At 65.8% G+C, this 17,030-nt stretch carries 18 protein-coding genes; 13 read left to right on the forward strand and 5 right to left on the reverse strand.

Going from position 1 to position 17,030, the window contains the following annotated elements:
* Positions 1-7 precede the first annotated feature (7 nt).
* The 7 genes from EXE63_RS18920 to EXE63_RS18950 are packed head-to-tail and all read left to right on the forward strand — an operon-like array spanning position 8 to position 6,577.
* Positions 8-1,006 (forward strand): acyl-CoA dehydrogenase family protein, encoded by a 999-nt coding sequence (locus tag EXE63_RS18920; RefSeq protein WP_168143183.1) that lies wholly within the window; start codon positions 8-10, stop codon positions 1,004-1,006.
* On the forward strand, positions 1,006-2,169 hold the full coding sequence (gene fadE29 / locus EXE63_RS18925) for an acyl-CoA dehydrogenase FadE29 (protein ID WP_168143184.1): 1,164 nt from the start codon (positions 1,006-1,008) through the stop codon (positions 2,167-2,169). Before EXE63_RS18920 ends, fadE29 begins: the two co-directional genes overlap by 1 nt.
* Complete coding sequence (locus EXE63_RS18930) at positions 2,166-3,125, forward strand: bifunctional MaoC family dehydratase N-terminal/OB-fold nucleic acid binding domain-containing protein (RefSeq protein ID WP_168143185.1); 960 nt, start codon at positions 2,166-2,168, stop codon at positions 3,123-3,125. Before fadE29 ends, EXE63_RS18930 begins: the two co-directional genes overlap by 4 nt.
* Positions 3,122-3,514, forward strand: a complete 393-nt coding sequence (locus EXE63_RS18935) for a MaoC family dehydratase (protein ID WP_436277550.1) — start codon at positions 3,122-3,124, stop codon at positions 3,512-3,514. The genes EXE63_RS18930 and EXE63_RS18935 overlap by 4 nt, the downstream gene beginning before the upstream one ends.
* Entirely contained in the window at positions 3,511-4,671 is a 1,161-nt protein-coding gene (ltp2, locus tag EXE63_RS18940; protein ID WP_168143187.1) for a 17-hydroxy-3-oxo-4-pregnene-20-carboxyl-CoA lyase, read from the forward strand. Before EXE63_RS18935 ends, ltp2 begins: the two co-directional genes overlap by 4 nt.
* A 43-nt stretch (positions 4,672-4,714) precedes the next feature.
* Complete coding sequence (locus EXE63_RS18945; RefSeq protein ID WP_168143188.1) at positions 4,715-5,812, forward strand: hypothetical protein; 1,098 nt, start codon at positions 4,715-4,717, stop codon at positions 5,810-5,812.
* Positions 5,813-5,818: 6 nt separating this feature from the next.
* Positions 5,819-6,577, forward strand: a complete 759-nt coding sequence (locus EXE63_RS18950; RefSeq protein ID WP_168143189.1) for a hypothetical protein — start codon at positions 5,819-5,821, stop codon at positions 6,575-6,577.
* Between the two features lie 14 nt (positions 6,578-6,591).
* Here EXE63_RS18950 and EXE63_RS18955 read toward each other — a convergent pair whose 3' ends face one another.
* The 3 genes from EXE63_RS18955 to kstD all read right to left on the reverse strand — a co-directional run bounded on the left by EXE63_RS18955 (position 6,592) and on the right by kstD (position 9,957).
* Positions 6,592-7,314: a GAF and ANTAR domain-containing protein gene (locus EXE63_RS18955; RefSeq protein ID WP_168143190.1), complete on the reverse strand. Its 723-nt coding sequence runs from the start codon at positions 7,312-7,314 to the stop codon at positions 6,592-6,594.
* A 95-nt stretch (positions 7,315-7,409) separates the two neighbouring features.
* Positions 7,410-8,273, reverse strand: a complete 864-nt coding sequence (locus EXE63_RS18960; RefSeq protein ID WP_168143191.1) for an enoyl-CoA hydratase ChsH3 — start codon at positions 8,271-8,273, stop codon at positions 7,410-7,412.
* 1 nt (position 8,274) lies between these two features.
* The gene (gene kstD / locus EXE63_RS18965) at positions 8,275-9,957 is read right to left on the reverse strand and encodes a 3-oxosteroid 1-dehydrogenase (RefSeq protein WP_168143192.1); all 1,683 of its coding nucleotides are present in this window, start codon (positions 9,955-9,957) and stop codon (positions 8,275-8,277) included.
* Positions 9,958-10,052: 95 nt separating this feature from the next.
* On the opposite strand from kstD, the gene EXE63_RS18970 reads away from it, so the two are divergent.
* The 6 genes from EXE63_RS18970 to EXE63_RS18990 all read left to right on the forward strand — a co-directional run bounded on the left by EXE63_RS18970 (position 10,053) and on the right by EXE63_RS18990 (position 14,665).
* Complete coding sequence (locus tag EXE63_RS18970; protein WP_168143193.1) at positions 10,053-10,838, forward strand: 2-keto-4-pentenoate hydratase; 786 nt, start codon at positions 10,053-10,055, stop codon at positions 10,836-10,838.
* Between the two features lie 9 nt (positions 10,839-10,847).
* Positions 10,848-11,765: an acetaldehyde dehydrogenase (acetylating) gene (locus EXE63_RS18975; protein WP_168143194.1), complete on the forward strand. Its 918-nt coding sequence runs from the start codon at positions 10,848-10,850 to the stop codon at positions 11,763-11,765.
* Positions 11,762-12,820, forward strand: coding sequence for a 4-hydroxy-2-oxovalerate aldolase (gene dmpG, locus EXE63_RS18980; RefSeq protein ID WP_168143195.1), 1,059 nt, complete (start codon positions 11,762-11,764; stop codon positions 12,818-12,820). The genes EXE63_RS18975 and dmpG overlap by 4 nt, the downstream gene beginning before the upstream one ends.
* Before the next feature lie 648 nt (positions 12,821-13,468).
* Positions 13,469-13,717: a hypothetical protein gene (locus tag EXE63_RS33615; protein WP_436277552.1), complete on the forward strand. Its 249-nt coding sequence runs from the start codon at positions 13,469-13,471 to the stop codon at positions 13,715-13,717.
* A 14-nt stretch (positions 13,718-13,731) separates the two neighbouring features.
* A complete protein-coding gene (locus EXE63_RS33620; RefSeq protein ID WP_436277554.1) occupies positions 13,732-14,154 on the forward strand; it encodes a 3-oxoacyl-[acyl-carrier-protein] synthase III C-terminal domain-containing protein in 423 nt (140 codons plus the stop codon).
* Positions 14,155-14,164: 10 nt separating this feature from the next.
* On the forward strand, positions 14,165-14,665 hold the full coding sequence (locus EXE63_RS18990) for an isoprenylcysteine carboxyl methyltransferase family protein (protein WP_168143196.1): 501 nt from the start codon (positions 14,165-14,167) through the stop codon (positions 14,663-14,665).
* Between the two features lie 67 nt (positions 14,666-14,732).
* Here EXE63_RS18990 and EXE63_RS18995 read toward each other — a convergent pair whose 3' ends face one another.
* Both EXE63_RS18995 and fmdA read right to left on the reverse strand, forming a co-directional pair.
* Positions 14,733-15,782 carry an alpha/beta fold hydrolase gene (locus EXE63_RS18995; protein ID WP_168143197.1) on the reverse strand — a complete coding sequence of 350 codons (1,050 nt, stop codon included), beginning with the start codon at positions 15,780-15,782 and terminating at the stop codon, positions 14,733-14,735.
* The gene (gene fmdA, locus EXE63_RS19000) at positions 15,782-17,026 is read right to left on the reverse strand and encodes a formamidase (protein WP_168143198.1); all 1,245 of its coding nucleotides are present in this window, start codon (positions 17,024-17,026) and stop codon (positions 15,782-15,784) included. Before fmdA ends, EXE63_RS18995 begins: the two co-directional genes overlap by 1 nt.
* Positions 17,027-17,030: the final 4 nt, after the last annotated feature.

Raw genomic sequence — 17,030 nt, forward strand, 5'->3', positions numbered from 1 at the left:
AGAACGGGTGGACTTCTCGCCGAATCCGGAGCAGCAGGCTGTCGCCGATGTGGTGACCTCCGTGCTGGACCGGGAGAACAGTTGGGACGCGCTGGTTTCCGGTGGTGTCGCCGCGCTTGCCGTGCCGGAGCGGCTCGGTGGTGACGGTTTGGGACTGGCCGAGGTGGCCACGGCGCTGACCGAGATCGGCCGACACGGCACGGTCGGTCAGGCGCTGGCCACCCTCGGGTTCGGACTGGTGCCGTTGCTGGACCTGGCCTCCGAGACGCAGCAGGACCGTTACCTGGCTGGCGTGGCCGGCGGCACGGTGCTGTCGGCGGCGCTCAACGAGCCGGGGACGACGTTGCCGGAGAAACCATCGGTCACACTGACCGACGGGAAGCTCAGCGGCACCAAAATCGGTGTGCCCTATGCCGAGACGGCGCAATGGCTGGTGGTCACCGCTGCCGGCGCGGTCGTGGTGATCTCTCCGCACGCCGCCGGTGTCACGCTCACCAAGACCCCGAGCTCCAACGGGTCCGACGAGTACGTGGTGGTTTTCGACGACGCCGAGATCGACGGCGTCCTGGAGGGCGCGAGCGTCGCCAGGGTGAACCAGTTGGCGCTGGCGGCCATCGGCGCCTTCGCCGCCGGCCTGGTGGCCGGTGCGTTGCGGCTCACCGCGGACTACGTGGCGACCCGCGAGCAGTTCGGCCGTCCGCTGTCGACCTTCCAGACGGTCGCTGCTCAGCTGTCCGAGATCTACATCGCTTCGCGGACCATCTCGCTGGTGGCCACGTCGGTGGTGTGGCGGCTCACCGAAGGCCTGGATACCGAGGATGATCTGGCGTTGCTCGGCTACTGGCTGACATCGCAGGCGCCGCCTGCGATGCGGCTGTGCCATCACCTGCACGGCGGCATGGGTATGGACATCACCTACCCCATGGACCGTTATTTCTCTTCGATCAAGGATCTGACCCGGTTGCTGGGCGGACCTTCTTATCGGCTGGACCTGGTGGGAGCCTGATGTTCATCGAACTGACCTCGGAGCAGCGGTCACTGCAAGCCGAACTGCGCGAGTACTTCTCGACTCTCATCACGCCCGAAGAGGCGGCGGCGATGGAGTCCGACCGGCACAACGAGGCCTACCGCACGGTGATCAAGCGGATGGGCTCGGACGGCAAGCTCGGTGTCGGCTGGCCCAAGGAGTACGGGGGTCTCGGCTTCGGGCCGATCGAACAGCAGATCTTCGTCAACGAGGCCAACCGGGCCGATGTGCCGCTGCCGATGGTGACGCTGCAGACCGTCGGACCCACCCTGCAGGTGCACGGCACCGAGACGCAGAAGAAGAAGTTCCTTCCCGGGATCCTGGCCGGTGAAGTGCATTTCGCGATCGGCTACTCGGAGCCGGAGGCCGGTACCGACCTGGCCTCCCTGCGGACCTCCGCCGTTCGGCACGGCGACGAGTACATCGTCAACGGGCAGAAGATGTGGACCACCGGGGCCCACGATGCCGATTACATCTGGCTGGCCTGCCGTACCGATCCGGAAGCCGCCAAGCACAAGGGCATCTCGATCCTGATCGTCGATACCAAGGATCCCGGCTACTCCTGGACGCCGATCATCCTGTCCGACGGTGCGCACCACACCAACGCCTCGTACTACAACGACGTCCACGTGCCCGCCGACATGCTGGTCGGCGACGAGCACGGCGGCTGGAAACTCATCACCACCCAGCTCAACCACGAGCGCGTCGGACTGGGGCCGGCCGGGCGTATCGCCGGCATCTACGACGAGGTCCACGAGTGGGCGGCCAAGCCCGGTTCGGACGGCGTCACACCGCTGGAGCAGGAGGGCGCACGCCGGTTGCTCGGCCAGATCAAGTCGATCTGGCGCGTCAACGAACTGCTGAACTGGCAGGTCGCGGCATCCGGCGAGACCATCGCGGTGGCCGATGCCGCAGCGACGAAAGTGTTTTCCACCGAACGGATCCAGGAAGTCGGCAGGCTCGCCGAGGAGCTCGTCGGCCGCTACGGCAACCCGGCCGACCCGGAGACCGCCCGGCTGCTGGACTGGCTGGACAAGATGACCAAGCGCAACCTGGTCATCACCTTCGGTGGCGGCGTCAACGAGGTGATGCGCGAGATGATCGCGGCATCGGGGCTCAAGGTGCCGAGGGTTCCCCGGTGACGGAACTGCAGGCAGGTATCGACGCGATCGTCGCCGCGGGACGGGGCGAGCCGACCATTGCCCGGGACCCGGTGAACCGGCCGATGATCCACCACTGGACCGATGCGATCGGTGACACCAACCCGATCTACGTCGACGAGGACGCCGCCAAGGCAGCCGGGCATGACGGCATCGTCGCCCCGCCGGCCATGATCCAGGTCTGGACCATGATGGGTCTGGGGCGTACCCGCTCCGACGACGATCCGCTGGCACGGGCCATGAAGCTGTTCGATGACGCCGGGTACGTCGGCGTGGTCGCCACCAACTGCGATCAGACCTATCACCGCTACCTGAAGCCGGGCGAGCTTGTCGCGATGAGCGCCGAGATCACCGATGTGGTGGGCCCCAAGCAGACTGCGCTGGGCGAGGGCTACTTCATCAACCAGAAGATCCGCTGGCACGTGGGCGATGAAGAGGTCGCCGAGATGGACTGGCGCATCATGAAGTTCCTGCCGGCTGCCAATCAGGCCACCGCCGAAACGGCGGTGTTGCCCGAGGATCTCGACCCGGACAAGCTGATGCGGCCGTCGTCCTCGCGCGACACCAAATTCTTCTGGGACGGCATCAACGCCCACGAGTTGCGGATCCAGCGACGTCCGGACGGCACGTTGCAGCATCCGCCGGTGCCCGCGGTCTGGGCCGACAAAGATGCGCCCGCCGATTACGTCGTTGCCTCCGGCAAAGGCACCGTGTTCAGCTATGTGGTGCACCATGCGCCGAAGGTGCCCGGGCGAACGCTGCCCTTCGTGATCGCGCTCGTCGAACTCGACGAGGGTGTCCGGATGCTCGGTGAGCTGCGCGGTATCGACCCCGCGGATGTGAAGATCGGAATGCCGGTGCGCGCAACGTATCTCGACTTCCCGGACAGCGATGTCAGCCCGGCCTGGACCCTGTACGCATGGGAGGCCACCGCGTGAGCGTGACCGTGGGCACCACGCTGCCCGAACTGAAGATCTACGGTGATCCGACATTCATCGTGTCGACCGCCATCGCGACGCGCGACTACCAGGACGTGCACCACGACCGGGACAAGGCGCAGGCCAAGGGGTCCAAGGACATCTTCGTCAACATCCTGACCGACACCGGTCTGGTGGGGCGTTATGTCACCGACTGGGCCGGCCCGAACGCCGTCGTCACGTCGATCAAGCTTCGCCTCGGGGTGCCGTGGTACGCGTACGACACCATCACGTTCACCGGTGAGGTCACCGCCGTCGACGGCGACCACGTGACGCTGAAAGTGGTGGGCGCCAACAGCCTCGGTAACCACGTCATCGCCACGTCCACTCTGACCTTGGGGGACAAGTGACGCTCTCCGGCAAAGCTGCCATCGCCGGTATCGGCGCCACCGACTTCTCCAAGAACTCCGGTCGCAGCGAGCTACGCCTGGCCGCCGAGGCAGTGCTGGACGCGCTCGACGACGCGGGACTGACCCCGGGCGATGTCGACGGTCTGGTCACCTTCACGATGGACTCCAACCTGGAGACGGCCGTCGCACGGTCGACCGGGATCGGGGATCTGAAGTTCTTCAGCCAGATCGGCTACGGCGGCGGCGCCGCGGCCGCGACGGTGCAGCAGGCCGCGCTGGCGGTCGCGACGGGAGTCGCGGAAGTCGTGGTGGCCTACCGGGCCTTCAACGAGCGCTCGGAATTCCGCTTCGGTCAGGTGATGAGCGGCCTGACCGTCAACGCCGATTCCCGCGGTGTGGAGTACAGCTGGTCCTATCCGCACGGCCTGAGCACCCCGGCCGCCTCGGTGGCGATGATCGCGCAACGGTACATGCACGAATACGGCGCCACCAGCGCCGATTTCGGTGCCGTCTCGGTCGCCGACCGTAAGCACGCCGCGAACAACCCGAAGGCACATTTCTACGGCAAACCGATCACCATCGAGGACCACCAGAACTCGCGGTGGATCGCCGAGCCGCTGCGGCTGCTGGACTGCTGCCAGGAAACCGACGGCGGGGTGGCCATCGTGGTCACCACCCCGGAGCGGGCCAAGGACCTCAAGCACCGGCCGGCGATCATCGAGGCCGCCGCACAGGGCGCCGGCGCCGATCAGTTCACCATGTACTCCTACTACCGCGATGAGCTCGGGTTGCCCGAGATGGGACTCGTCGGCCGCCAGCTCTGGGAGCAGAGCGGACTGTCGCCCGCCGATATCCAGACCGCGATCCTCTACGACCACTTCACTCCCTACACCCTCATCCAGCTGGAGGAGCTCGGCTTCTGCGGTAAGGGTGAGGCCAAGGACTTCATCGCCGGGGGCGCCATCGAGCTGGGTGGACGATTGCCGATCAACACCCACGGCGGACAGCTCGGTGAGGCGTACATCCACGGTATGAACGGCATCGCCGAGGGTGTGCGGCAGTTGCGCGGTACCTCGGTCAACCAGGTCGACAATGTGGAGCACGTGCTGGTCACGGCGGGTACGGGTGTGCCGACCTCGGGTCTGATCCTCGGGTAATTAGTGTGCCGACCCCGATCGGGGGCACGGTAATCTCGAGGCCATGGGGATCCAGCCTGATGTGAGCCCATACGGGGGGCAGACGGTCACCGGCCCGGGGTGGCCGAACGTCGACGAGAACGCGCTGGCCGCGGCGGCGGCGCAGTACGAGGCACTCGCGGCCAAGATCGGCGGCACGGTGGTGCCGCAGCAGCAGAGTCAGCTGATGAAACTCACCGACACCTGGGAGGGTGGCGGTTCGATGGCCGCCGCCGGTGAGGCCACCACGATCATCGGTGGGCACGAGGCGAACGCCGCTCAGGCTGCTGCCATCGCAGCCAAGCTGCGCACCATGGAGGCCGCCGTCATCCAGACCAAGACGATGGCGAACATCGTCGCGCAGGAGACCCAGGCCGAGTGCATGGCGATCCAGTCGATGCCGGTCAGCAACACCCAGGCCCTGGTGCAGAGCCGGATCATGCTGGGGCTGTCGCAGAATTCGGCCACCGTGACGGCCAATGCGAGCACGATGGCCAACAGCATCGGCGCCCCGGCAAGCACGCCCACCACGGGAACACCCCCGGTGGGGCCGCAGCAGGTCGCCGGCCAGGACCCGTCGCAGGCAATGCAGATGATGGGTCAGCTGGCCGGTCTCGTCGGTCAGATCCCGCAGATGCTCGGTCAGGCCATGGGCCAGGTGACCCAGGCCCCGCAGCAGCTGGCGCAGACCGTGGGCCAGCCGCTCCAGCAGCTCACCTCGATGTTCGGCCAGGGCGGCGGCGGAGCGGGTCTCGGTGGGCTCTCGCCTTTCTCCGCGTTCTCCAACCACCCATTGGCCGGTGGCGGCGGAGCGGGCGCCGGGGCGGGCATGGTGCGTGCGGCCGGCCTGCCCGGTGGTGGCGGGGGATCCGCGCAGTCCCCGTTGATGGCCAGTCTGGTCGGTAGCACCGTGCCCGTGTCGGTCGCACCGGCGCCCGGAGCCGGTGCCGGCAGCGGCGCGATCGGCGGTATGGCGCCGGTGGCCGCCGGTGGCGGGATGGGGGGTGGCATGGGGCCGATGATGGGGCAGCGCGGGACCAGCGGGGGCACGACAACTGGCTTGGCACTGCCCGAGGCCCTGGAACACGACCTGGCCGAAGACGACGTCGACGAGGATTGGTGAGCAGCAATGTCAAGCCCACTTCGCAAACCCGAGGGCATCAGCTGGAGCGCGGCATCGGTGGAGTTACCGCCCATGCCGGTCATCCCGCCCGGCGCCGATGCGATGAGCATGACGATCGCGGCTGTGCTCCCCACGCTGGAAGCGTCGATGACGGCCAACGTGACTTCGCTTGCCGCCAAAGAGAACACGTTCTCCGGCAAGGTCGGAGCGGCGCAGGCCGCCTATAACGTGGGTGACGAATCCGCCGGCCAGTCGGTGGGCCAGACGGGCGACATGTTGGGGCAACTCACCGGCCAGCTGGGGCAGTTGGCGCAGATGCCGCAGCAGGCGGCGAGCAGCCTCGGAGGTGGCCAGGGTGGTGGTGGCGGCGGGCAGGGCGGCGGCTTCGGCCAGCTGATGCAACAGGCGATGCAGGCGGCGCAGGGTGCCGTGCAGCAGGGCACCCAGGCCGTGCAGCAGGGCCAGGAGCAACAACCGGGCGGGCCTGCCGGTGGCCCCCCTCCTGGGATGTCCGCGGCACCGACACCCGAGCAGCGTGACGCTCAGCAGAACGCCCGCGAAGACCAGCAGAACCAACGCGAAGATCAGCAGGACCAGCGCCAGGCGACCCAGGACGCCCGCGATCAGCAACAGGATCAACGCCAGTCGGCACTCGATTCGCGCGAGCAGGCGGCGGCCGGTGGTTCGACCGCGGGCCCGGCGCCCGTCGCACCGCATGGTCCGTCGCGCCCGACCGGTGGTGAGGATCTGTCCACGCGGGTGTAGCCCGCGGCCTGGCGTCAGTCGGGTTCGAGGATGGCGGTGGTGTCCGCACCCCCCACCACCGCGCGCGCCACGTCAGCGAGTTTGCGGTTGTTCCGTCTGGCGTACCCGCGCAGCACAGTGAAAGCAGCGTCCATGTCGACCCCGCCACGCTCGGCGAGCACGCCCTTGGCCTGTTCGATGACGGTGCGGGTGTTCAACGCGGTTTGTAGCTGCTGGTTCAGCACGTCCGACCTGCTGGCGATGCGTTGGTGAACGATTCCGATCGTCGCCACGTCGGCCAGCGCCTGACCGATCGCGATGTCGGCGTCCGGCATTTTGCCGGAGTCGAAGCGAAGCAAATTCAAGGCGCCGACTCGATCGTTGCGCAGCCGTAGCGGGAGCGCGTGCACGGAAAGGAACCCGTATTCGATGGCGCGTGCGGCGAACTCCGGCCAGCGGGCGATGTCGATCCGTAGATCCTCGACAACTACCTGCTCACCGGTGCGATGGGCGAGCAGACATGGGCCGCTGTTTTGCTGGATCTGGAACAGTTCCAGCAATCGGGTCTGTTCGCTGTTGGATGCCAGTACCTGGAAACGGCCGTGCACGTCGGCGAGCACGATTCCTGCGGCGTCGACCGGGAGCAGCGCCATGGCGTTCTCCACCAGCTGCTGGGCCAACTCGACCACGTCGAAATCCGCGACCAGCGTGTCCGCCAGCCTCACGAATGCTCGGGCCAAGCCCTCGTAACGGTCCATGTTGCTCCCACCGGGATTCTGCCATGGCCTGATTGTTCGTCCGCCCACTCCGCGACATCGTCGCGTGCACAGCAGAATTCGAGACCGTCGTGGGACTAGCCGGCCGGAATGAGCTCCACGCCGGAGAGCACCACGGTGTTGTCCCGGCTGGGGGCGGTGAGCGTCCCGATGTACTTGCCGTCGTGGTGCCAGATGTTGGCCTGCAACGTCTCGCCGGGGATGACGGTGCCCGCGAACCGCGCGCCGTAGGTGCCGACCTGGCGCACATCACCGTCCAGGAAGTGATCGACGATGGCCTTGGCGCCGATGCCGTAGGTGCACAGCCCGTGCAGGATGGGGCGGTCGAAACCGGCGGCCTTGGCGAATCCGGGATCCGAGTGCAGCGGATTGCGGTCACCGCACAGCCGGTACAGCAGCGCCTGCTGCGGCAGCGTCGGAATGGCGATCTCGGCGTCGGGTGCGCGGTCGGGCAGTTCCACCGACGTGGAGGGCCCACGCTCACCACCGAATCCGCCCTCGCCGCGGGCGAAGATGGAGCGCTTCGTCGTCCACAGCACCGTGCCGGACTCATCGGTCACGGTGGATTCGCTGACGATGACGGCCGCCTTGCCCTTGTCCCAGATCTCGGTGAAGCGCTGCTTGGACCAGGCCTTGCCGCTGGTCGGGATGGGCCCGGGCACTGTCACGCCCTCGCTGGCGTGCAGCACCTTGGACAACTCGATGTCGATACCGGGGAACTGCACCGTCGGCGCCTCGGTCATGTGGAAGCTGACCGCGACATTGCCGAAGGTGGGCAGCACCTGCGGGGTGTTGTCGGTCAGGTAGCGCAGCTCGCGCTCATCCATCGGGTCGGCGCCGGCACCCAGACCGAGGTGGTAGAGCTGGATATCGCTACTGGTCCAGGAGAACTCGATGGGCTCCAGATCGGCGGCGAGCGCCAAGGCGGCATCAATCGGCATATCAGCCCTTTCCGGCAATCGCGAGCGCAGCCAGGTATCCGAAGGTCATCGCGGGTCCGATGGTCCCGCCCGGGCCGGGATAGGTGTGCCCCATTACCGGCGAACTGACATTACCTGCGGCGTACAGCCCTTCGATCACCGAGTTGTCGTCACGCAGCGCACGCCCGTCGTTGTCGGTACGGATACCGCCCTTGGTCCCCAGATCACCGGGCACCATCTTCGCGGCGTAGAACGGGCCGTGCTTGATCTCGCCCAGGTTCGGGTTGGGCTTGATCGTGGGGTCGCCGTAGTAGCGGTCATACGCGCTGTCGCCGCGGTGGAAGTCCTCGTCGACGCCCGAGCGCGCGAAGCCGTTGAACCGGTCGACGGTGGCGGCCAGCGCCTCCGCGGACAGCCCGGTCTTCTCCGCCAGCTCGGCCAGTGTGCCGGCCTTGACGATGACGCCGGACTCCATCCACTTCTTCGGAATGCGTTGTCCGGGTTGCAGCCCCGCGAAGATGTAGCGGTCGCGGTACTGCTGGTCGAAGATCATCCACGCCGGCACGTTCTCGCCGGGGCCCTCGCCCTGTCCGTACTTGCCGCCGTACATGTGATGGCAGGCCTCGACATAGGGCATCGACTCGTTCATGAACCGCTTGGCTGACATGTTGACGATGATCGACCCGGGCGAATTGCGTTCCGACAGCGCGAACCACGGCGCGTCGACCAGTGGAACCGTCGGGCCCCACCACGAGTCCTCCATGAGCTCCAGTGCCGCACCGAGCTTTTCGGCGGCGAGGATACCGTCGCCGGTGTTGGCGGCAGCGCCCACGGTCCACTCGGTGGTGATCGGGGCGCGCTGGTACTTCACCCGCATCTGCTCGTTGTGCTCGAACCCGCCGGACCCCAGGATCACTCCCTTGCGGGCCCGGATCAGCGTCGGCTCAGCGCTTTCGGGGTCCTGCGTGTTACGCACATAGATCCCGCGCACCACGCCGTCCTGGACGTATAGATCGGTGAGCGCGGTGTTGAGCAGCACCGGCACGCCGGCCTTCTGCAGCCCGATACGCAGCGGAGCGATCAAGGCTCGGCCCATGCCGACGAGGTTCTTGCCGGTCGCGTTGGCCCAGACGGAGCGCACCCCGACCTTGATGCTGCGCAGCACGCCACGCGGGTGACGCTTGAGCTGGTTGAGCCGCACATAGTCCTGCTGCAGCACCACCATGTTCATCGGCACCTTGCCGTACGGCGGCTCGAGGCCCTTCTCGTCGGGACCGAGCTTCTTGGCGTTGAACGGCTTGGGTTCCACCGAGCGACCGGTGGCCTTACCGCCCGGGGTCTCCGGGTAGTAATCGGAGTAGCCCGGCACCCAGCACAGCTTGAGTGGGGAGTTCTTGAGAACGAACGACAGCATCTCCGGACTGCGGTCCAGGTAGGTGTCGATCTTGTCGGCCGGCACCGCGTCGCCGATGATGGCGTGCAGGTACTGGCGTGCCGCTTCGGCGGTGTCTTTGACCCCGTCACGCTTGAGGATCTCGTTGTTCGGGATCCACACGCCGCCACCTGACCGCGCAGTGGAACCACCGTAGCGCGGAGCCTTCTCGACGACTACTGTCGAGAGACCCTGGTGAGCAGCGGTGAGGGCGGCGACCATGCCGGCAGCGCCGCTGCCGACCACGACGACGTCGTACTCCTGTCCAGTCATGTAGAACACGTTATAGAATTGCAGTGCCTTTCGACAACAGGCCCGCAACTGTGCCGGTCGAGGCCCTAATCGAGTTATGAGGGGAATTCACCAAGATGCTCAGTGTCGAGGTCCGTGACCAGCTTGCTGCCGATCTGGCTGAGGCGGAGCGTAGCCGGGTGCCGACAACCCCGTTGACGGATCGGTATGCCGATATCGACGTCGTCGATGCCTACGAGATCCAGCTGATCAACATCCGGCAGCGTGTTGCCGAGGGCGCGCGGGTGATCGGGCACAAGGTGGGTCTGTCCTCGGAGGCGATGCAGAAGATGATGGGGGTGGATGAGCCCGATTACGGTCATCTGCTCGCCGATATGGAGGTCTTCGAGGACAAACCGGTTGCGGCGGGCCGGTTTCTGTATCCGCGGGTCGAGGTCGAGGTGGGGTTCATCCTGGCCGATGACCTGCCCGGGGCCGGGTGCACCGAGGACGATGTGCTGGCCGCGACGGCGGCGTTCGCGCCGTCGATCGAGCTGATCGATACCCGGATCACCGACTGGAAGATCAAGCTGTGCGACACGATTGCCGACAACGCGTCGTCTGCGGGTTGGGTGCTTGGCCCGGAACGGGTGTCGCCCAAGGACATTGACATCAAAAACATCAGCGCTGTGCTTAAACGCAACGGTGAGGTGGTTGCCGAGGGTCGAAGTGACGCCGTGCTGGGCAATCCGGTCACCTCGGTGGCGTGGTTGGCGCGCAAGGTCGATCAGTTCGGGGTTCGCCTGAAGGCGGGGGACATCGTGTTGCCGGGTGCCTGCATGCGTGCGATAGATGCTCGTCCCGGTGACGATTTCGTAGCAGATTTCGACGGGCTAGGTTCAGTTCGTCTTTCTTTCGAATAGGAGCCACATATGGCTGAGAAGTTGAGTGTTGCGATTGTGGGGTCGGGCAATATCAGCACCGATCTGCTGTACAAGTTGTTGCGGTCGGAGTGGCTGGAGCCGCGCTGGATGATCGGTATCGATCCGGCGTCCGAGGGTTTGGCCCGTGCCCGCAAGCTCGGGTTGGAGACCAGTCACGAGGGGGTGGATTGGCTGCTGGGCCAGTCCGAGCGCCCCGATATCGTGTTCGAGGCGACCAGTGCCTATGTGCACCGCGATGCTGCGCCGCGCTACGCCGAAGCGGGGATCACCGCGATCGATCTGACTCCGGCGGCGGTGGGGCCGGGGGTGATTCCGCCGGCGAATCTGCGGGCGCATCTGGATGCGCCGAATGTGAACATGGTGACTTGTGGTGGGCAGGCGACCATCCCGATGGTGTATGCGGTGTCTCGGGTGGTGGATGTGTCCTACGCCGAGATCGTGGCGTCGGTGTCCTCGGCTTCGGCCGGTCCGGGCACGCGGGCCAATATCGATGAGTTCACCAAGACCACCAGTGCGGGTGTGCGCGATATCGGTGGGGCGCGCAGCGGCAAGGCGATCATCATTTTGAACCCGGCGGATCCGCCGATGATCATGCGCGACACCATTTTCTGCGCGATCCCCGAGGACGCCGATCATGACGCGATCACAGCCTCGATCAAGGAGGTCGTGGCCGAGGTGCAGACCTACGTGCCCGGCTACCGGCTGCTCAACGAGCCGCAGTTCGATGAGCCGACGGTGTTCAACGGCGGCAACCATCTGGTCACCACGTTCGTCGAGGTCGAAGGCGCCGGGGACTACCTGCCGCCCTATGCGGGGAACCTGGACATCATGACCGCGGCGGCGACCAAGGTGGGCGAGGAGATCGCCCGCGAACGAGTTTCAGCAGGGACAGGGGTGCAGGCATGAGCGGCACAGGTGAGATTTTCTTCAACCCGGTGTGGGATGTCCGGATGACCGACACGTCGTTGCGGGACGGGTCTCATCACAAGCGCCACCAGTTCAGCACCGATGAGGTGCGCTCGATCGTCGCGGCGCTGGACACGGCGGGGGTGCCGGTCATCGAGGTCACCCATGGTGACGGGCTGGGCGGGTCGTCGTTCAACTACGGGTTCTCGAAAACTCCTGAGCAGGAGCTGATCAAGCTCGCGGCGCAGACGGCCAAGGACGCCAAGATCGCCTTTTTGATGCTGCCCGGTGTGGGCACCAAGGAGGACATCAAGGAGGCGCAGAACAATGGTGGTGAGATCTGTCGGATCGCCACCCATTGCACTGAGGCCGATGTGTCGATCCAGCATTTCGGGCTGGCCCGTGAACTCGGGTTGGAGACGGTCGGGTTTTTGATGATGAGCCACACCATTTCCCCGGAGAAGCTCGCGGCCCAGGCCCGGATCATGGCTGATGCGGGTTGTCAGTGCGTGTATGTGGTGGATTCTGCGGGTGCGTTGGTGCTCGATCAGGTCGCCGATCGGGTGGCCGCGTTGGTCGCCGAACTCGGCGATGATGCCCAGGTCGGTTTTCATGGGCATGAGAACCTCGGGCTCGGGGTGGCCAACAGCATCGAGGCGGTGCGTGCCGGTGCCAAGCAGATCGACGGATCGTGTCGCCGGTTCGGTGCCGGTGCCGGTAATGCGCCGGTGGAGGCGATGATCGGGGTGTTCGACAAGATCGGGGTGAAGACCGGTATCGATTTCTTCGAGATCGCCGATGCCGCCGAAGAGGTCGTGGCCCCGGCGATGCCCGCGGAGTGCCTGCTGGATCGTAACGCGCTGATCATGGGGTATTCCGGGGTGTACTCCAGCTTCCTCAAGCACGCCATCCGCCAGTCCGAGCGCTACGGTGTGCCCGCGCATCAGCTGCTGCACCGCGCCGGGCAACGCAAGCTGATCGGTGGCCAGGAAGACCAGCTCATCGACATCGCCCTGGAGATCAAGCGCGAGCAAGAAGCCGCCGCCACAACATAGCGTCAGCGCCGCGGCGGGTATCAGCCGATCATCAGCGAATAGATAAGCGACAGACAGATATCCAACCATTCCTGGGAAGTCCCGGAAAAATGGATATCGGGCCTGTGTAATTTGTCAGAAAATCGGCCTGAAATGCGGTTATAGCGCGAATTTGTGAAAATAGCGTGAATTAGAGCGGTATTTCACAAATGGCGATTCGGATGAACTTATTCGGTGTTGTCATGCGTTCAACGGGCATGACAGATACATCGGAAACCCCATTCATCAACACCCTCGGCAGCCCGCGTCCGGGTGCCCCGCACATCGCGGGCACCGGGGTGGCAATGACGCCGCACCGGTACTCACAGGACGAGGTCGTCCGCGAGCTCGGCACGGTTGTCGACCCGGCATTCACCCGGTTCGCAAGCACCAGCGGGGTCGCGACCCGCAGCCTCGCGCTGCCCCTCGATCGCTACGCGACGCTTTCGGGCTTCACCGAGGCAAACGAGGCCTACCTGCAGGTCGCGACGGAACTCGGTGAACGTGCCGCACGCACGGCGCTGGACGACGCCCATCTGCGGCCGGAGGACGTGGATGCCGTGATCGCGGTGTCGAGCACGGGGCGTCGCCGTTCCGACGATCGACGCCCGGATCTTCTCCCGGCTGGGGTTGCGGCCCGACGTGAAGCGGCTCCCGCTCTTCGGCCTGGGCTGTGTCGGCGGTGCCGCCGGCCTGGCCCGGATGCACGATTACCTTCGCGGTTTCCCCGACCAGGTGGCGCTGCTGCTGTCGGTGGAACTGTGCTCGCTGACCCTGCAACGTGACGACACGTCCATCCCGGCGCTGATCGGACTGTGCCTGTTCGGTGACGGCGCCGGTGCCGTCGCGCCAATCGAACGCCGGCCGGGCCCAACCTGATCGGTAGGCCGCGAGTGCTGGCCACCCGCAGCAGGCTGTTCCCCGACACCGTCGACGTGATGGGCTGGAATGTCAGCGCGAGCGGATTTCAGCTGGTGATGTCGCGCGACGTGCCACGGATGGCCTCGGATCACCTGGGTGCCGAGGTCACCGACTTCCTGTCCGACCACGGCCTGACGACCGCCGACGTGTCCACCTGGGTGTGCCACCCGGGTGGACCCAAGGTGCTCGACGCGGTGTCGGAGGCACTGGACGTTCCGCCCGTCGAGTTCCGGCACAGCTGGGAGTCCATGCGGGACAACGGCAATATTTCGTCGGCGTCCGTGCTGGATGTGCTCGACCGCACGCTGACCGAGCCCCCGGACCGGGGATCGACGGGCCTGCTGCTGGCCATGGGGCCTGGATTCAGCTTCGAGCTCGTGTTGCTGGGCTGGTAGGCGGCCCGCGATGTACTACCTGTTCATTGTGCTGATCGGTCTCGAGCGGCTGGTCGAGCTGGCGGTTTCGCGCAGAAACGCCAACTGGTCCTTCGCCCGCGGGGGCCGGGAGTTCGGTCAGGGTCATTACCCGGTGATGGTGGCGATGCACGGCGCGCTGCTGCTGTCGTGCATGGCCGAAGTCGCTTTCGCGCACCGGCCGTTCATCCCCGCACTGGGGTGGCCGATGGTTGCCCTGGTGGCCGCCAGCACCATCGTCCGCTGGTGGTGTGTCGCCACGCTCGGCAAGCACTGGAATCCGAGGCTCATCATCGTGCCCGGCGCCGAACTGGTTCGCAGCGGTCCATATCGCTGGATACATCATCCCAACTACACCGCGGTCGCCGTGGAAGTCGTCGCCCTGCCGCTGGTGCATTCGGCATGGCTGACCGCCATCGTGTTCACCATCGCCAACGCGGCGGTACTGCGCGTGCGGATCACCGCCGAGAACCTCGCGCTCGGATACGCCTGAGAAGAAGGAGCCGGGCGCCCCGGTCACCGAGCACAGGTGACCGGGGCCGCGGCGTGCGGCGACACGGCTACTCGGTGGGCGAGTATCCCGGCCTTGTCATCAGTTCGCGCAACCCGGCATCGATGAAGTCGGTGTCCACGTCGTTGGCGCCGCCACCGGCGAAGTGCCCCCAGATGCCCGGGATCACCCTGACCTCGCCGTGCGGTATGAACTCGCTCGCCCACTGCTCGTCCTCGGGCGGGAAGTACAGGTCCTTCTCGGCGGGCATGGCCAGCAGCGGGCACTTGATGGATGCCAGTGCCTTCTCCACATCGCCGTCGAAACCCGGTGTGTTACCGACATTTCCGCTGTGCCATGTACCGATCATGGTGATCAGGTTGTTCGGGTCGCGGCCGTCGCGGAAGAACCCCTCCCAGAACCCGTAGAGGAAGTCGTCGAAGGATGTGTAGCCCAGTTCGCGCCAGGTCTCCTGCCAGTAGAACGCCTGCGAGTACCCCCAGCCGGAGTAGACCCGCGCGAACGCGCGTAACCCCTTGACCGGCAGCCGATCCGGTTCGTAGTCGCCTTCGGCGAAGGCGGCGTCGGCGGAGAGCGCGGCGACCAGCGACTCCAGGAATACCTTGTTGTGCGGTGCGGTGATGCTGGATCCACAGAAGGGTGCGGCCCGTTGCACCATCTCGGGATGGCTGACCGCCCACTGATACGTCTGGCCTGCACCCATCGACCACCCGGTGACAAGTGCGATCGACGTGATGCCGAACTTTTCGGTAACCAGCCGATACTGCGCTTCCACCTGGTCATGGAACGTGACGTCGGGAAAACGCGGCCCGTCATAGGGTGCGGGCGTGTTCGACGGTGACGAAGACAGCCCGTTGCCCAACATGTTGGGAACGATGATGAACTTCTCGGCAGGATCGAGAACGCGGCCGGGCCCGATGAGCCACTCGTTGTCGGTGTGCCACCCGGAATACCAGGTGGGGTAGACGATCACGTTGGACCTGTCGGCGTTGAGTGTGCCGTAGGTCTTGAAGGCCAGTGTGGCGCCGCGCAGCGTGTGGCCATTCTGCAGGGTGAAGTTCCCGAGATCGAAATACTCGGCGTCTGTCGGTGCGGGCATCAGCTGCTCACCGCGCACTGCCCGCGGTCGATGCGCTGCGGTGGGGTGGCCGAAGGCCGTATGTCGATATCGAAGATCGCGGTCGGGACATACAGCGTGGCACACGAATTGGGCACATCGACGACACCGGAGAGGCGTCCCTCCACGGGGGCGGCACCGAGAATCAGGTACGCCTGTTCCTTGGTCCAGCCGAACTTGGAGAGGTACTCGATGGCGTTGAGGCAGGCGTTCTGGTAGGCCAGCGTGGTGTCGAGGAAATGCTGAGTGCCGTTGCGGTCCACCGAGAATCCGACGAAAGTCAGGAACTCGGAGTATCGGGGCTCGACGATGCCGGGCATGAAGATCGGGTTGGTGGTGACCCCGTAGGTCTGCATCCCGCCCTTGATGATCTCCACGCGCAGGTCGATGTAACCTCCCATCTCGATTGCGCCGCAGAAGGTTATCTCACCGTCTCCCTGGGAGAAGTGCAGGTCGCCGAGCGAGAGGTTCGCCCCGTCGACGAACACCGGGTAGAAGATCCGGCTGCCCTTGGAGAGGTTCTTGATGTCCTGGTTGCCCCCGTTCTCCCGGGGTGGTGCGGTTCGGGCGGCCTCGGCGGCCACGCGTTCGTAGTCGGAGCCGGACAGGCTGCCCAGCACCGCATTGGACGGTTGAGGTGGCAGCGCGAGCGGCGGCACGCGGTCCGGGTCGGTGGAGATCAACTGAGCTTCCCGGTGATTCCACTCGGCGAGCAGCCCGGCGCTCGGTGCCGTGCCCATCAAGCCCGGGTGGATGAGTCCGGTGAACTCGACGCCGGGAATGTGCCTGCTGGTGGCCTTCTGGCCGGTGAAATCCCAGACCGCCTTGTACGCGGCGGGGAACCAATCGGTGAGAAAGCCGCCACCGTTCTCCTTGGCGAAAATCCCGGTGTATCCCCAGCCCTGACCGGCCACCGGTCCGGTCTGTTGAGGTACCGGGCCGACGTCGAGGATATCGACGACCAGCAGGTCGCCGGGCTGTGCGCCCTCGACCGCAAAGGGACCTGAGAGTTGGTGCACCATCGACAGATCGCAGTCGCGGATATCGTTGGCATCGTCGGTGTTGACGATGGTGCCGTCGAACCATTCCTTGGACTCGACACGGAAGCTGTCGCCGGATTTGACCGTCGCCACGGCCGGGATATCGGGATGCCATCGGTTGTGGCCCACCAGTGCCTGCTCGCGGAACGGTTTGCTCTGGTCGACGGGAAAGATCACTTCTGGCATGGGT

This window comes from Mycolicibacterium frederiksbergense, from assembly GCF_012223425.1.
In the GTDB taxonomy this organism is placed as follows: domain Bacteria; phylum Actinomycetota; class Actinomycetes; order Mycobacteriales; family Mycobacteriaceae; genus Mycobacterium; species Mycobacterium frederiksbergense.

Excerpts from the sequence above, each read along its gene's own strand:
- kstD (WP_168143192.1), bottom strand. The coding sequence starts at position 9,957 with ATGACTGGACAGGAGTACGACGTCGTCGTGGTCGGCAGCGGCGCTGCC.
- EXE63_RS18945 (WP_168143188.1), top strand. The coding sequence starts at position 4,715 with ATGGGGATCCAGCCTGATGTGAGCCCATACGGGGGGCAGACGGTCACC.
- fmdA (WP_168143198.1), bottom strand. The coding sequence starts at position 17,026 with ATGCCAGAAGTGATCTTTCCCGTCGACCAGAGCAAACCGTTCCGCGAG.
- dmpG (WP_168143195.1), top strand. The coding sequence starts at position 11,762 with ATGAGCGGCACAGGTGAGATTTTCTTCAACCCGGTGTGGGATGTCCGG.
- EXE63_RS18970 (WP_168143193.1), top strand. The coding sequence starts at position 10,053 with ATGCTCAGTGTCGAGGTCCGTGACCAGCTTGCTGCCGATCTGGCTGAG.
- EXE63_RS18960 (WP_168143191.1), bottom strand. The coding sequence starts at position 8,273 with ATGCCGATTGATGCCGCCTTGGCGCTCGCCGCCGATCTGGAGCCCATC.
- EXE63_RS18955 (WP_168143190.1), bottom strand. The coding sequence starts at position 7,314 with ATGGACCGTTACGAGGGCTTGGCCCGAGCATTCGTGAGGCTGGCGGAC.
- EXE63_RS18950 (WP_168143189.1), top strand. The coding sequence starts at position 5,819 with ATGTCAAGCCCACTTCGCAAACCCGAGGGCATCAGCTGGAGCGCGGCA.
- EXE63_RS18975 (WP_168143194.1), top strand. The coding sequence starts at position 10,848 with ATGGCTGAGAAGTTGAGTGTTGCGATTGTGGGGTCGGGCAATATCAGC.
- EXE63_RS18995 (WP_168143197.1), bottom strand. The coding sequence starts at position 15,782 with ATGCCCGCACCGACAGACGCCGAGTATTTCGATCTCGGGAACTTCACC.
- EXE63_RS18990 (WP_168143196.1), top strand. The coding sequence starts at position 14,165 with ATGTACTACCTGTTCATTGTGCTGATCGGTCTCGAGCGGCTGGTCGAG.
- fadE29 (WP_168143184.1), top strand. The coding sequence starts at position 1,006 with ATGTTCATCGAACTGACCTCGGAGCAGCGGTCACTGCAAGCCGAACTG.